Raw genomic sequence first — 13,167 nt, 5'->3', positions numbered from 1 at the left:
CTATACGTAGAACAGTACACACTCGGAAAACACCGAGCTAGAGGGAGGATGAAATGCACGACACTCTGGATAAGCGCGCGCCGGGTCAGGCCCATGCGGGCTGGGTCGCGCAGATGGTCCATCCCCTGGCCGACCAGGGCGTCGGCACGCCCGCATCCTTTATCAGCAAGCAATTCGACCTCGCTTCCATTGCCGGAGATGAGGTGCTGGCCATCAGCGCGCTCGGCCTCTATCGCTGCTTCATCAATGGCAAGCGGGTCGGCGATGACCTGATGACGCCGGGTTGGACCAGCTATGATGCGCGCCTCAGCTACCAGACCTATGCCGTCGCCGATCTGCTCGTGCCCGGCCAGAACCGCATCGAAATCTGGCTCGCCGATGGCTGGCTGCGCTCGCAATTGATGTGGGGCGGTCACCCCATCTTCAACACCTGGGGCGACAAGATCGCCGCCATCGCCGAATTGCGCAGCGGCGAAAACGCCCTGCTCGTCACCGACGCCAGCTGGCAAAGCGGCGCCCTGCCGATCCGCAAATCCGGCATCTATTTCGGCGAGGTTTTCGACGCTCGCGTGCCCGCCGCCGTCTCGTCCGGCACCGAGGCGCTGCCCTTCGATCCCGCCATCCTCGTCGCCCATGAAACCACCCCGGTCCGCGAACTCGCCCCGCTCGCCCCGATCAAGTCCTGGGCCGATGCCGAAGGCCGCACGGTCTATGATTTCAGCCAGAACATGGGCGGCTATGTCGCCTTCACCGTCACCGGCGATGCCGGCGCCACGGTCAGCATCGAGCATGCCGAAGTGCTCGATCAGGATGGCACCTTCTACAACGGCAATTACCGCACTGCCGAAGCCCGCATCGACTACACCCTCGCCGGCACCGGCGAAGAACATTACCGGCCCCACTTCACTTTCCAGGGCTTCCGCTATGCCCGCGTGACCATCACCGGCAATGCCCGGATCACGGCCATCGAAGCGGTGCCGATCAGCTCGGTCACCGAGGTCAAGGCCAGCTTCACCTCGGGCAACAAACTGGTCGACCGGCTCGTGCTCAACACGCTCTGGAGCCAGCGCGCCAATTTCATCGAAGTGCCCACCGATTGCCCGCAGCGCGACGAGCGCCTGGGCTGGACGGGCGACGCCCAGGTCTTTGCCGGCACGGCGTGCTATCTCGCCGATAGCCACGGCTTCCTGACCAAATGGATCCGCGACGTCATGGTCGATCAGCGCGAAGACGGCGCCGTGCCCCATGTCGTGCCCGATCCGACACGCATGCAGCCCGAGCACTATCCGGGCTTCTTCGGCAGCACTGGCTGGGGCGATGCCATCGCCATCGTGCCCTGGCAGCTTTACCTGCACTATGGCGATGCCGCCATTCTGCGCGAAGCGCTGCCGGCAATGGTCAAATGGGTCGATTTCGTCTGGTCGATCAGCGACGGCCCCATCGTCAATCCGCCACGCTTCTGGGGCGCACGCGGCTTTTCCTTTGGCGATTGGCTGCAGCCCAAGGGCCCCTCGGCCAAGCCCCTGCCCACCATTGGCGATGATGCCGCGGCAACCATCTACCTCTTCATCACCTCGTCCCTTGTCGGCCGCATCGCCACCATCACCGGTGACAAAGCGCTCGCCAGCCGCATGGAAAAGATGGCCGCCGAGGTCAAGGCCGCCTTTGCCCGCGAATTCATCACCGCCTCGGGCCGGCTCTGCTATGACGATCAGACCTCCTATGCCCTGGCATTCCTGCATGACCTGATCCCGGCCGAGCATGTCGAAGCCGCCAAGCGCTATTTCAAGTCGACCATCGGCCGTTCCGAAGGCCGCATCGGCACGGGCTTTATCGGCACACCGGCTCTGCTGCCGGCCCTGGTCAAGATCGGTGAACCGGGCCTCGCCGCCAGCGTGTTCCTTCAGGAGGAAGTGCCGGGCTGGCTCTACCAGGTCAAGAAGGGTGCAACCACCATCTGGGAACGCTGGGACGCCATCCAGGCCGATGGCTCGATCTACAATCCGCAGATGAATTCCTACAATCACTATGCTTATGGCGCAGTGTGCCAATGGTTGTTCGAAGGCGTCGCCGGTTTCCGCCCCGATGCCAATGATCCGGGCTTTGCCACCGTGGTTTTCGAGCCGACCATCATCCCCGAGCTGTCGCCCGTCGCGGCGAGCCACGACAGCAAGAACGGCACGATCCGCGCCGGCTGGTCCATGGATGGCGACAAGGTCCGCTACGAGATCGAGGTGCCGCAAGGCGCCCGCGGCCTGCTGCGCCTGGCGCCCGATTATCGCGATGCCATGGTCGATGGTCAGCCGCATAATGGCGCCGATCGCGAACTGGCGCCCGGCAAGCATCTCGTCACCTTCACCTATGCCGCGCCACAGCGCGAGGAGATTGCCGCCTCGAGAGTCAATGCGCGCACGCCATAAGGCGGCGCGATCGGGAGAGAGAATCTGTCCACACCGGACAGCTAAACATGGGAGGAAACTATGTTGAATAAGACTGCAAAACTGCTTACCGGCCTCGCTGCCGGGCTGCTGACTGTGACTGCCCTGTCTGGCGCCGCCTTCGCGCAAAGCGTCAATCTCACCTATCTGATCCCCAGTGGCCCGGAAAACCAGGTCATTGCCGACGAAGTGGTCAAGGCCTTCGAGGCCGCCAATCCCGATATCAATGTCGATATCGAGACCCGGCCCGGCGGCTCGGAAGGCGACAACCTGGTCAAGACCCGGCTCGCCACCGGCGCCATGGCCGATGTGTTCCTCTACAATTCCGGCTCGCTGTTCCAGGCCATCAATCCCCAGCAATTCCTGGTCGATCTCACCAATGAGCCCTGGCAGGCCGATGTGCAGGCCAGCTTCAAGCCGGTGGTGACAGCGCCCGACGGCACCATTCGCGGCGCGCCTGCGCGCGCGGCCATGGCCGGCGGCATCTACTACAACAAGAAGGTCTATGAGGAATTGGGCCTGTCGGTTCCCAAGACCTGGGCCGAATTCATGGCCAATAACGAAAAGATCAAGGCCGCCGGCAAGGTCGCCGTGATCCAGACCTATGGCGATACCTGGACCAGCCAGCTCTTCGTTCTGGCCGATTTCTACAACGTCCAGGCCAAGGACCCGCAGTTTGCCAGCCGCTACACGGCCAACGAGGCCAAGTTCGCTACTGATCCGGCGGCGTTGCGTGGCTTCGAAAAGCTGCAGGAAACTCATGATGCCGGGTTCTTCAACGAGGATTTCGGCGCCGCCAAATATGACGACGGCATCCGCATGCTGGCGGCGGGCGAGGGCGCGCATTACCCCATGCTCAGCTTTGCCACCACCGCCCTGGCCCAGGCCTATCCGGACAATATTCAGGATATCGGTTTCTTCGCCCAGCCGGGTGATGAAGCCGAGCTCAATGGCCTTACCGTCTGGATGCCCGATGGGGTCTATATCGCCCAGACCACGCCCAATCTGGATGCGGCCAAGAAGCTGGTGGCCTTCATTGCTAGCCCCGAGGGTTGCGATGCCCAGACCCGTGCCGGTGGCGCTTCGGGCCCCTACCTCATCAATGGTTGCACCCTGCCGGCCGACGTGCCGCCTGCGGTGAGCGACCTGCTGCCCTACTTCGCCGAGGGCGGCCAGAATGGCCCGGCGCTCGAATTCCTCTCGCCCATCAAGGGCCCGGCGCTCGAGCAGATCACGGTGGAAGTTGGCTCGGGCATCCGTCCGGCCGCCGATGGCGCGGCCCTCTATGACGAAGATGTTCGCAAGCAGGCTCAGCAGCTCGGCCTCCCTGGCTGGTAAGCACTTGCGATCGGGCGGCCCGGGGTATTCTGCGCCCCGGGCCGCCAGCTGTTTGAGGAGGAACAGTGATGACTGCATTGTCTGAAGCGGGCTCTGCCATATCCCATGGCGGCGGCCGGGCGATCCGCCGTTCGCCCTATCCGGGCTGGTTTTTCCTGCCCGCCGCGCTGGTCTATGGCATCCTCTTTCTGGCGCCGACCCTGGCTTCGCTCTATTTCAGCCTGACGCGCTGGACGCTGTTCAACTCCACCTTTATCGGCCTCGACAATTTCGCCCAGTTCTTCCGCGAGCCCTTCCTGGTTCAAGGCCTGGTCAATACGGTGATCTATGCCGTGGTGACTTCGGGGCTCAAAGTCGTGCTCGGCATGCTGCTGGCCCTGCTACTGACCTCGGCGGTCATGGCGCGCGGCTATCTGCGCTCGGTGGTTTTCTTCCCCGTTCTGGTCTCCACCGTGGGCGTCGGCATCACCTTTACCGTCCTCATGCACCCCACCCAGGGCATGATCAACGAGGCCCTGGCCCTGTTGGGCGTCAAGGGCCCAGGCTGGCTGGTCGATCCCAAGCTGGCGCTGCTTTCGGTCGCCTTGGTCGATGTGTGGAAGGGCGTGGGCCTAGCCACCGTCATCTACATTGCCGGCATCGTCGCCATCCCCAAGGATTACTACGAGGCCGCCCGCATCGATGGCGCCACCAAGTGGCAGAACTTCCTCTATGTGACGCTGCCGCTGAGCCGTCCAGCCACGGCCACCGTCATCACGCTCAGCTTTATCGGCGGCCTTCGCACTTTCGATCTCATCTGGGCCATGACCCGGGGCGGCCCCGGCTTCTCCTCCGATACCATCGCCTCGGTGATCTACAAGCAATACCAGGCCGGCTTTTATGGCCTGTCGACGGCTGGCAATGTGGTGCTCTTCATCCTCATCGCCATTCTCGTCGTGCCGCTGACCATGCTCCTCAATCGCCGGCAGGGCCACGAATGACCAAGCTCTCCTCCCGCCTGATCGGACTTGCCGCCATTCTGGTTTCGGCCGTGGTTTTCCTCGTGCCCTTCATCTTCATCATCATCACGGCCTTCAAGGACAAGCAGCAGGCCGCCCTGCTCGATTTTTCCTGGCCTAATGGCTTCCACCTGTGGAGCAATCTGGTCGAGGTGGTAACCACGCGGAACTGGATGATGGTCACCGCCTTCATCAATTCCACCATCCTGACCGTCGCCAGCGTGACCCTGCTGGTCATCTTTGCAGCCATGGTCGGCTTCGTGCTGGCCCGCCGCAAGACCAGGTTCAATGGCCTTATCGAATTCCTGATCCTTGCGGGCCTCATGATCCCGCCCGCCGTGGTGCCCACCATCTGGTTGCTGCAGGGCATTGGCCTCTTCGGCAAGCTGCATGGGCTGATCCTGATCGAAGTGGCCTATGGCCTGCCTTTCTCGATCATCCTCTATCGGGCCTTCATCGCCACCATTCCGCGCGAGCTGGATGAGGCGGCGATCATCGACGGCGCGCGGCCGCTCGACGTCTTCTTCCGGGTCATCCTGCCGCTGCTCTGGCCAGTCACCGTCACCAATATCGTGGTGCAGTCGGTGGGCGTGTTCAACGACTTCACCAACCCGCTCTATTACCTGCCGGGCAATGCCAATGCGACCGTGCAGCTGACGCTCTATAATTTCCAGAGCCAGTTCAACACGTCCTACAACCTGCTCTTCACCAATATTCTGCTGATCACCATCCCGCCGCTGCTGGTCTTCCTGTTCTTCAACCGGCACATCGTCGCGGGCATGACTGCTGGCGCCGTCAAAGGATAAACGAAATGGCTGGCCTAACCCTCAAATCGCTCCGCAAGAGCTATGGCGAAGTCGAAGTCATCAAGGGCGTCGATCTCAATGTCGAGCATGGCGAGTTCGTCGTCTTTGTCGGCCCCTCGGGCTGCGGCAAATCCACCCTGCTGCGCATGATCGCGGGCCTCGAGGAAATCACCGCTGGCGATCTCTATATCGGCGATAAGCTGTGCAACGCCGTCGAGCCGCGCGACCGCGGCATCGCCATGGTGTTCCAGTCCTATGCGCTCTATCCGCATATGACGGTCTACGACAATGTCGGCTTCGGCCTCAAGCTCGCCAAGGCTCCCAAGGATGTGCGTGACAGGAAGGTCCGCGAAGCCGCCCGTATCCTGCAGATGGAACACCTGCTCGATCGCAAGCCCAGCCAGCTCTCCGGCGGCCAGCGCCAGCGTGTCGCCATCGGCCGCGCCATCGTGCGCCAGCCCGAAGTCTTCCTCTTCGATGAGCCGCTATCCAATCTCGATGCCGCCCTGCGCGTCGACATGCGCATGGAGCTCTCCAAGCTCCATCAGGATCTCGGCGCCACAATGATCTACGTTACCCACGACCAGGTCGAAGCCATGACCCTGGCCGATAAGATCGTCGTGCTCAATGCCGGCGTGGTGCAACAGGTGGGCAGTCCCATCGAGCTCTATCAGCGCCCCGCCAATCTCTTCGTCGCCGGCTTTATCGGCAGCCCCAAGATGAACTTCGTCGAGCTCACGGTCGAACAGCTTGGCTCCGACAGCGTTACCGTTTCCGGCAAGGACATTGGTCCCACCCAGGTCCCGGCCGATCCTGCCAGCCTCAAAGTGGGCGACACCGTCACCCTGGGCATCCGCCCGCATGACCTGCTCGAGCAATCCTCCGGCAATCTGGCGGGCGAGGTGAGTCTGGTCGAACGGCTCGGCAACGAAACCAATGTCAGCCTGCGCCTGCCTTCGGGCGCCTCCTGGCTCGCCGTGCTCGACGGCGACCATGAATTGCGCATCGGCCAGAGCCTGCCTCTGACCTTCGCCCCCGAACGGGCCGTCATCTTCGACAAGGCGGGCATGGCCCTGCACCCGCAGCAATGAAGAGGGCAGGGCGGGTGAAACCAATCAACCCGCCCGCTCCCTTCTAGCAGCGGCCGACATATTGGCGGCCATAGGGGTCGCGATAGAGGCATTCTCCGGGGCGGTCCGAAACGGCCCCTACCAGCGCACCCGTCGCACCGCCGGCGATAGCGCCAATCGCGGCTCCGCGCGCATCGCCGCTGACCAGTCCGCCCAGGATAGCACCCGAAGCCGCACCAACCACGGCGGTCTTTTCTGTCGTCGTGCAGGCAGTAAGTGAAGTCACCACAAGGGCGATAAGGAAAAACTTCGTCATGGGATTCCTGTGATTTGAAGTTGCAAGCCGCGGTCTGGATGTCGACAAGTATTTGCGCTATGCGGACGCCGCGATGATCTGCCTAGGCATCCAAGATTGCGGAAAACTTACAGGCCTTGGCGGGCGCTATTTGCGCTGAAGGTCGACCTGCCTGCATCTGCATCAGCGACAATATGGCTGTAAGGTTGCTGCAACGCAGATGCCGAAAAGGTGTGACTTTAGCTGCCATGGAGGCACAGCATGCGGCTGCTATTGGTCGAGGACGAGCCGGACATGGCCGCGCTTTTGCGCGACGAGCTGGATAGGCACGGCTATCTGACCGATTGCGCGCCTTCCATCGAAATAGCCATCGAGGCCATCGAAACCATTTCTCATGACCTGGTGATATTGGACCGGCAGCTGGGCGATGGGGATGGCGCTTCTCTGATTGCCCATCTGCGCAAGCGGCGGCCCAATGTGCCTATTGTCATTCTGTCTGCCCGCGGCTCGTCGGACGAACGCGTCGAAGGGCTCAATCTCGGCGCCGATGACTATCTGCCCAAGCCCTTCATCATCAGCGAATTGATCGCGCGATTGCGCGCCGTGTTGCGTCGTCCGGGCCAGATGGCCGAAAACCGCATCACCATCGGTAATCTGGCCTTCAACGTCATTCAGGCCGAAGTTTTCATCGATGATGTGCGCCTCGAGCTGCCAAGGCGAGAATACCTGGTTCTGGAAAGCCTCATGCGGCGCATTGGCCGGACGGTCCGCCGAGCCATCTTGTATGAGGAAGTCTATGGCTCGGATGACGAAATCCAGTCGAACGCTCTCGAAGCCCATATCTCGCGTCTGCGCCGCCGGCTGACGGATGCGGGCGCGTCGGTCACCATCCAGCCGGTGCGGGGCGTGGGCTATTACATGAAGCTTAATCCGTGAAAACATCAAAACCCAAACGTCTGGAGCGTAAGCTCACCATCCGCATGGTCCAGGTTCAGGCCCTGGCGCTGATCCTGTTTTTTGGCGCCGGCGTCTATCCCCTGGTCGTCTCGCCCATTCTGACGGCCCTCGGCGATGCCAGGCCTTTGGACGCAAATGTCATGACCATCTTTGCCCAAAGCCTGACGGGGATCGAGGGTGACCGGATTACGGCTAAGCCCAATATGGAGTTGGACAAGATCCACTCCGAGTATCCGACCATGTGGATCTATGCCGTTACCGAAGCCGGTGCCGCCGCTTCCTTCGGCACCTTGCCCGAACTGCTCGGCACCGCATCGGATCAGCTCTGGCAATTGGAAGCGCTGGAGGTGCGGCCCGTGGGCGGGGGCGAAGGCGCCGTCGCCTTGAAAACCGAAATATCGCCCATTGGCCCGGTCCGCGTCGTCACCGGCAATGGCCCCACCGTGGGCGCTGCCAGCATTATCGGCTGGATTTCTGCTTTTATCGCCGCAGCCATTGCCGCCGTGGTCTTGCTGGTATGTTCCATCGTCATTCCGATCGTCGTTCGACGGGAGATGCGCGGCCTCAAGATCGTCGCCGAACAGGCGCAGCTCATCCATATCGGGGCGCGCGGAACGCGCTTGTCTGCCGACGGCGTGCCGCAGGAGGTTCAGCCGTTGGTGAGTGCGGTCAATGGCGCGCTTGATCGCCTCGATGAATCCCATGCCGAGCGCGAGCGCTTTCTCGCCGATTCAGCGCATGAACTGCGAACCCCCATCGCCATCCTGCAGACCCGAATTGAGACTGAGGCCGCCTTTCCGGCAAAATCCCGCCTCCTGCTCGATGTGGCCCGGCTGTCGAGCCTTGCCGATCAGCTGCTCGATTTGCAGCGAATGGATTTGGCCGGCAATGTCTTCGTGCCCGTCGATCTGGTCGAACTGGGAGGCCAGGTTGTCGGTGACCTGGCGCCGCTGGCCAACGCCGCCGGATACGAATTGTCGCTCATGGCAACCGAAGCGCCCGTCTATATCAACGGCGACCCGGCCAGCCTGTCGCGGGCCCTGATCAATGTGGTGCAGAATGCCATAGCTTACGGCGGGCAGCGCGGAGAGATTCTTGTCGAAGTGAACAGGTACGGCACCATCGCCATCAGCGACGAAGGACCGGGCATTCCCCCTCCGGATCGGGACCGGGTTTTCGAGCCGTTTTTCCGCCTGAAGCCATCAAGCCGCGGTGCCGGCCTCGGCTTGAATCTGGTGGAAGCGATCATATCCCGCCATCACGGACGCGTCGCGATTGTGGACGCCGCCTCCGGCGGCGCCTGCGTCGTCATCGACCTGCCCCTGCTGGGCGCCACCAACAGGTCCGCCCTGCCCGGATGGGCGCGGGCCTAGCACTCTTCTGCCATTTGGGATTTTTGGAGCGGGTGAAGGGAATCGAACCCTCGTCGTAAGCTTGGGAAGCTTCTGCTCTACCATTGAGCTACACCCGCGACGGCGATCTAGATGCGGGAAATCGCCGCCGCCGTCAAGCCGGTCGAGGAGAGCTTCAGGCCGACACGCGAGGCAACCCTTCGGGATGTGTGGTGTTTCCTTTGAGAAGAGGAGAGCCCGATGCATTCAAACGACAGCGATTTCGAAAGAACGGTACGCGATACGGCCTATTTCCTCTGGGAAGCCGATGGGCGGCCATCCGGTCGGGATAAGGAATATTGGTTCACCGCCCTGGATAAATGCCGCCGCCAGAGAGAAGCGGATGACAGCACCGGGCAGGCCGCCGACGACAATATTGACGATCTCGGCCGGCCCGTGAACGATCCCGGCGGCAAGCGGCTGGAACAGCCGACCGGCCGGCGGGGTGTTCAGGACGAGCCGTGATCGGCCGCTAAACGCGCCGTCAAGCCGCTCCTGAGCGGCCCTATAGCATCGCCGCCGTATCCACCGACACTTCAACCGACATGCCCGGCAGCAGCCGCGCGATCATGTCCTGGCCCGGGTCCAGTTCGATCCGCACGGGAATGCGCTGGGCGATCTTGGTGAAATTGCCGGTGGCATTGTCGGGCTTGAGCACGCTGAATTCCGAGCCGGCCGCCGGGGAAATCTCCGAGATATGGCCCTTGAGCGCGCCATGACCCAGCGCATCGACCACGATATTGGCCGCTTGCCCCACAGTGATGCCGGCCAATTGGGTTTCCTTGAAATTGGCGATCACCCAGGTCTGGGGTGGCGTCACCGAGGTCAGTTGGGTGCCGATCGACACATATTGCCCCAGCCGCGCGGCAACCTCGCCCAGAACGCCGTCGACCGGCGCCACGATCCTGGTATTGGAAATATTGATCCGCGCCAGTTCCACACTGGCCTCGGCGCCCTTGACCGCGCCTTCCAGCGCCGGCTTGCCGCCTTCGACCAGCGACAGGTTCTGCTCGGCAATGCTGACCGAGGCCATGGCCTGGTCGACGCTCGATTGCGCCTGGGCCAATGCCGAATGCACCTGATCGACCGTCGATTGCGGAGAAAGGCCAGAAGCGAGCAGGGAATCGGTGCGCGTCGCGTCGGCCTGCGCCTTGTTCAGCGCTGCCTGTGCTGCCGCAAGCTGCGCCTTGGCCAGATCGACGCTGGCCTGCTTGGACGCAAAATTCTGGCCGTAATTGGCCAGCGCATTCTGCTGCTGCACGAGGCTCGCTTCGGCCTGCGCCAATTGCTGCTGATAGATGCGGTCGTCGAGCTGCACCAGCACCTCGCCCTTGTGCACGCTCTGGTAATCGGTGACCGGCACATCAACCACATAGCCCGCCAATTGCGGCGCGATCAGCGTCACCCGGCCTTTGACATAGGCATTGTTGGTGCTTTCGACACTGGTGGTGAAGGGTGGCAATTGCCAGGCATAGAGCACCGCGCCGATACCGATAAGGCCGGCAATGAGGGCGGGAATTGTCGCCTTGGACAAAACAAGTTCTTTGATACGCATAGCTTTGGTCTTTCGAAATCAGGCGGGCTGCGCCTGGAGCGGGGCGGCGGACTTGCTGAGAGCGGCAAGCGCCAGATGGGTGAGCAGCACGGCGATGGCCACGAGGGTCGCTGCGAAAATCAGTAAAAACAGATCGTTATAGGCCAGTACATTGGCCTGCTGGCTGGCCGATTGGCCAAGCAGCGCCAGCCCCTTGGCATCGCGCTGCGCCGGGTCGGTCAGCACACGTGCATAGGCGCCGCCATAGGCCTGGACGCGCTGGGCCACCAGCGGATCGAGCAGGGTGATCCCCTGGGCGATCACATTGGAATGGAATTGCTCGCGCACCGTAACGAATGTGCCGAATATGGCCGAACCCAACAGGCCCCCCAGGCTCTGCGTGGTGAGAAACACCGTGAGGAACGACAGGATATATTGCGGTCCCCGCGCCAGTGCCCGCAGAAAGCCATGCAACATGGCCGGCGGCAGGAACAAGCCGGTGGCGATCCCGATCAGCGCCTGGCTGATATAGAATTGCTCGGGGCGGCTGAGCACCGTGCTTTGGGAATCCATCCAGGCGGCAATGGCGATCAGCACCAGCGCGATCAGGTGAAAGATCGGCACGCGATTGGGTTTCATCACCATGCTGAGCCCGGCCGTGGCCGCGAAAGTGGCGACCCCCACCAGCCCGAACAATCCGATCAACTGGTCATTCTGCAGGTTGAGCACGGTGAACAGGCCAAACACCCCCACCGATTGTTCCGATAGCAGCAGCCGCAGCACGATCAGCGAACCGGCAAAGATCAGCATGTCGCGGCTGAACAGCCAGCGCAGGTCGATAATCGGGTTCTTGCGATGCAATTCGACCAGGCAAAACGACACCAGCGAACCGATGCCAATGGCCAGCAATACGCCGATCCACGGCGCCTCGAGCCACCAATAGACCCGCCCCATGCCCAGCACGATGGCCATGGCGGCAAAACCCGCTGCCATGAGCGGCAGGCTGACAAGGTCATCCTTGTCGAACACCTTGGCGCGCGGCGGCGGCACCAGCGGCACAAGAAACACGATGGCCAGGCTCACCAGGGCCAGGCCCGCCTCGACCATGTAAAGTCCTTGCCAATCGCCCAAGGCGAGCAGGTCCGGCGAGATCACGCGGGCCAGCGGCAGTGAGAGAGAGCTGCCCAGCATGCCGAAGCAGAGGCCAATGCTCATCTTCTTGGCCGGGGGCAGCCATTCGAGCATGTAGAAAAAGGCCAGCGTGCTGAGCGGCGCGGCGGCAATCCCCATGATCGCCCGCACCCAAATGGCCGATTGCAGGTCATGGACGAACAGATGCGCCAGAACGATCAGCGCATAGACAATGATGCCCAGCTCGGCAAAGCGCCGCATGCCGAACTGGCTGCGGATTTTGAACATGACGATGGTGCCGGTCATATTGGTGGCAAAATAGACCGTGGGCAGCCAGGCCATTTCGGTGGCCGTGGCCCCGAACGAGGCCTGGAGCCCGGTAAGATTGGCCGTCACCAGATTGAGCCCCAGCCCCTGGGTAATACCCAGCACGATCGAGCTGATCACATAGATCACGTTCCACGGCAGCGACTTGGGCACGAAGGGCGGCATGCCCGGCCGCGCTTCTTGCGCTGGCCGCCGCGTTTCTTGCGCTGGCTGCTGCGCTTCGGCAATAGCGATGGGAGCATTGGCGTTCATGGCGCGCTCTCCCCCTCGGTTTCGTCATCGTTCAGAGGCTTGAGCGCCAGGATGCGGTCGAGCAGCACGGCGAGAATGCGGTTGGTCGTCGCAAGGTCGCTCGCGCTCAACCCCTCCATCAATTGCGCATTGAGCCGGTCGGTCAGCACGCCCACCTCTTCGGCCAGCGGCCGGCCCGCCTTGGTCAGCACGATCAGCTTGGCGCGCCGGTCATGCGGAGCAGGCTCGCGACGAATATGCCCCAATCCCTCCAGACCATCGAGAATCCGTACTGCCGTTGGATGTTCCACGCCCAGAAATTCGGTCACTGCTGCCTGGCTCACCCCTTCGGGGCTGCGCACCAGCAATAGCAGCACGCGTGCGCGCGCCGAAGTCAGCCCCAGGCTTTTGAGCTGGGCGTCAAAACCCGTACTCAATTCCCGGGCGACCCGGCCGACGATACGCAGCAGATTGGGGTTGGAAGGCATTATGTAGACCAATACAATGTAGCATGCTACTTATATTGGCGAGATGTATGCCTCCCCTTGCATCCTGTCCATAACCGTTTTCGTCATGGCTCCCTTGCAGGTGGCATGCATCGGCTTTTCGCCTGCACGAACCCAACCCCGACGTGGTGAAAACCCCCGCATT

12 protein-coding genes and 1 tRNA gene are annotated in these 13,167 nt (G+C 62.2%); 8 read left to right on the top strand and 5 right to left on the bottom strand.

Annotation, left to right across the window (positions count from 1 at the left end; all coding sequences use genetic code 11):
* Window positions 1-53 precede the first annotated feature (53 nt).
* The 5 genes from QQL79_RS14585 to QQL79_RS14565 all read left to right on the top strand — a co-directional run bounded on the left by QQL79_RS14585 (window position 54) and on the right by QQL79_RS14565 (window position 6,671).
* Complete coding sequence (locus tag QQL79_RS14585; RefSeq protein WP_284392071.1) at window positions 54-2,420, top strand: alpha-L-rhamnosidase; 2,367 nt, start codon at window positions 54-56, stop codon at window positions 2,418-2,420.
* A 60-nt stretch (window positions 2,421-2,480) separates the two neighbouring features.
* A complete protein-coding gene (locus QQL79_RS14580; RefSeq protein WP_284392069.1) occupies window positions 2,481-3,776 on the top strand; it encodes an ABC transporter substrate-binding protein in 1,296 nt (431 codons plus the stop codon).
* 68 nt (window positions 3,777-3,844) lie between these two features.
* Window positions 3,845-4,756, top strand: coding sequence for a carbohydrate ABC transporter permease (locus tag QQL79_RS14575; protein ID WP_284392067.1), 912 nt, complete (start codon window positions 3,845-3,847; stop codon window positions 4,754-4,756).
* Window positions 4,753-5,580 carry a carbohydrate ABC transporter permease gene (locus QQL79_RS14570; protein ID WP_284392065.1) on the top strand — a complete coding sequence of 276 codons (828 nt, stop codon included), beginning with the start codon at window positions 4,753-4,755 and terminating at the stop codon, window positions 5,578-5,580. The genes QQL79_RS14575 and QQL79_RS14570 overlap by 4 nt, the downstream gene beginning before the upstream one ends.
* Before the next feature lie 5 nt (window positions 5,581-5,585).
* A complete protein-coding gene (locus QQL79_RS14565; RefSeq protein ID WP_284392063.1) occupies window positions 5,586-6,671 on the top strand; it encodes an ABC transporter ATP-binding protein in 1,086 nt (361 codons plus the stop codon).
* 43 nt (window positions 6,672-6,714) lie between these two features.
* Here QQL79_RS14565 and QQL79_RS14560 read toward each other — a convergent pair whose 3' ends face one another.
* On the bottom strand, window positions 6,715-6,966 hold the full coding sequence (locus QQL79_RS14560; RefSeq protein WP_284392062.1) for a YMGG-like glycine zipper-containing protein: 252 nt from the start codon (window positions 6,964-6,966) through the stop codon (window positions 6,715-6,717).
* 240 nt (window positions 6,967-7,206) lie between these two features.
* Here QQL79_RS14560 and QQL79_RS14555 point away from each other — a divergent pair, with 240 nt between their 5' ends.
* Both QQL79_RS14555 and QQL79_RS14550 read left to right on the top strand, forming a co-directional pair.
* Window positions 7,207-7,881 (top strand): response regulator transcription factor, encoded by a 675-nt coding sequence (locus tag QQL79_RS14555; protein ID WP_284392060.1) that lies wholly within the window; start codon window positions 7,207-7,209, stop codon window positions 7,879-7,881.
* A complete protein-coding gene (locus tag QQL79_RS14550; protein WP_284392058.1) occupies window positions 7,878-9,275 on the top strand; it encodes a sensor histidine kinase in 1,398 nt (465 codons plus the stop codon). The genes QQL79_RS14555 and QQL79_RS14550 overlap by 4 nt, the downstream gene beginning before the upstream one ends.
* A 24-nt stretch (window positions 9,276-9,299) precedes the next feature.
* On the opposite strand, the gene QQL79_RS14545 is transcribed toward QQL79_RS14550, so the two are convergent.
* Window positions 9,300-9,373 (bottom strand) — tRNA-Gly (locus QQL79_RS14545).
* Between the two features lie 121 nt (window positions 9,374-9,494).
* Between QQL79_RS14545 and QQL79_RS14540 the strand changes: the two genes are divergently transcribed.
* A complete protein-coding gene (locus QQL79_RS14540) occupies window positions 9,495-9,758 on the top strand; it encodes a DUF2934 domain-containing protein (protein ID WP_284392056.1) in 264 nt (87 codons plus the stop codon).
* Between the two features lie 40 nt (window positions 9,759-9,798).
* Here QQL79_RS14540 and QQL79_RS14535 read toward each other — a convergent pair whose 3' ends face one another.
* From QQL79_RS14535 to QQL79_RS14525, 3 genes are read right to left on the bottom strand one after another with little or no spacing between them, the layout of a single operon-like run.
* Entirely contained in the window at window positions 9,799-10,848 is a 1,050-nt protein-coding gene (locus QQL79_RS14535) for an HlyD family secretion protein (protein ID WP_284392054.1), read from the bottom strand.
* Between the two features lie 18 nt (window positions 10,849-10,866).
* Complete coding sequence (locus QQL79_RS14530; RefSeq protein WP_284392052.1) at window positions 10,867-12,537, bottom strand: MFS transporter; 1,671 nt, start codon at window positions 12,535-12,537, stop codon at window positions 10,867-10,869.
* A complete protein-coding gene (locus tag QQL79_RS14525) occupies window positions 12,534-13,004 on the bottom strand; it encodes a MarR family winged helix-turn-helix transcriptional regulator (protein WP_284392050.1) in 471 nt (156 codons plus the stop codon). The genes QQL79_RS14530 and QQL79_RS14525 overlap by 4 nt, the downstream gene beginning before the upstream one ends.
* Window positions 13,005-13,167 lie beyond the last annotated feature (163 nt).

It is taken from the genome of Devosia yakushimensis (assembly GCF_030159855.1).
Taxonomy (GTDB): Bacteria; Pseudomonadota; Alphaproteobacteria; order Rhizobiales; family Devosiaceae; genus Devosia; species Devosia yakushimensis.
The sequence above is the reverse complement of the archived record's forward strand: the minus strand, read 5'-3'. Positions and strand labels throughout refer to the sequence as shown.

Excerpts from the sequence above, each read along its gene's own strand:
- QQL79_RS14525 (WP_284392050.1), bottom strand. The coding sequence starts at position 13,004 with ATGCCTTCCAACCCCAATCTGCTGCGTATCGTCGGCCGGGTCGCCCGG.
- QQL79_RS14575 (WP_284392067.1), top strand. The coding sequence starts at position 3,845 with ATGACTGCATTGTCTGAAGCGGGCTCTGCCATATCCCATGGCGGCGGC.
- QQL79_RS14560 (WP_284392062.1), bottom strand. The coding sequence starts at position 6,966 with ATGACGAAGTTTTTCCTTATCGCCCTTGTGGTGACTTCACTTACTGCC.
- QQL79_RS14565 (WP_284392063.1), top strand. The coding sequence starts at position 5,586 with ATGGCTGGCCTAACCCTCAAATCGCTCCGCAAGAGCTATGGCGAAGTC.
- QQL79_RS14555 (WP_284392060.1), top strand. The coding sequence starts at position 7,207 with ATGCGGCTGCTATTGGTCGAGGACGAGCCGGACATGGCCGCGCTTTTG.
- QQL79_RS14540 (WP_284392056.1), top strand. The coding sequence starts at position 9,495 with ATGCATTCAAACGACAGCGATTTCGAAAGAACGGTACGCGATACGGCC.
- QQL79_RS14535 (WP_284392054.1), bottom strand. The coding sequence starts at position 10,848 with ATGCGTATCAAAGAACTTGTTTTGTCCAAGGCGACAATTCCCGCCCTC.
- QQL79_RS14585 (WP_284392071.1), top strand. The coding sequence starts at position 54 with ATGCACGACACTCTGGATAAGCGCGCGCCGGGTCAGGCCCATGCGGGC.
- QQL79_RS14570 (WP_284392065.1), top strand. The coding sequence starts at position 4,753 with ATGACCAAGCTCTCCTCCCGCCTGATCGGACTTGCCGCCATTCTGGTT.
- QQL79_RS14580 (WP_284392069.1), top strand. The coding sequence starts at position 2,481 with ATGTTGAATAAGACTGCAAAACTGCTTACCGGCCTCGCTGCCGGGCTG.
- QQL79_RS14530 (WP_284392052.1), bottom strand. The coding sequence starts at position 12,537 with ATGAACGCCAATGCTCCCATCGCTATTGCCGAAGCGCAGCAGCCAGCG.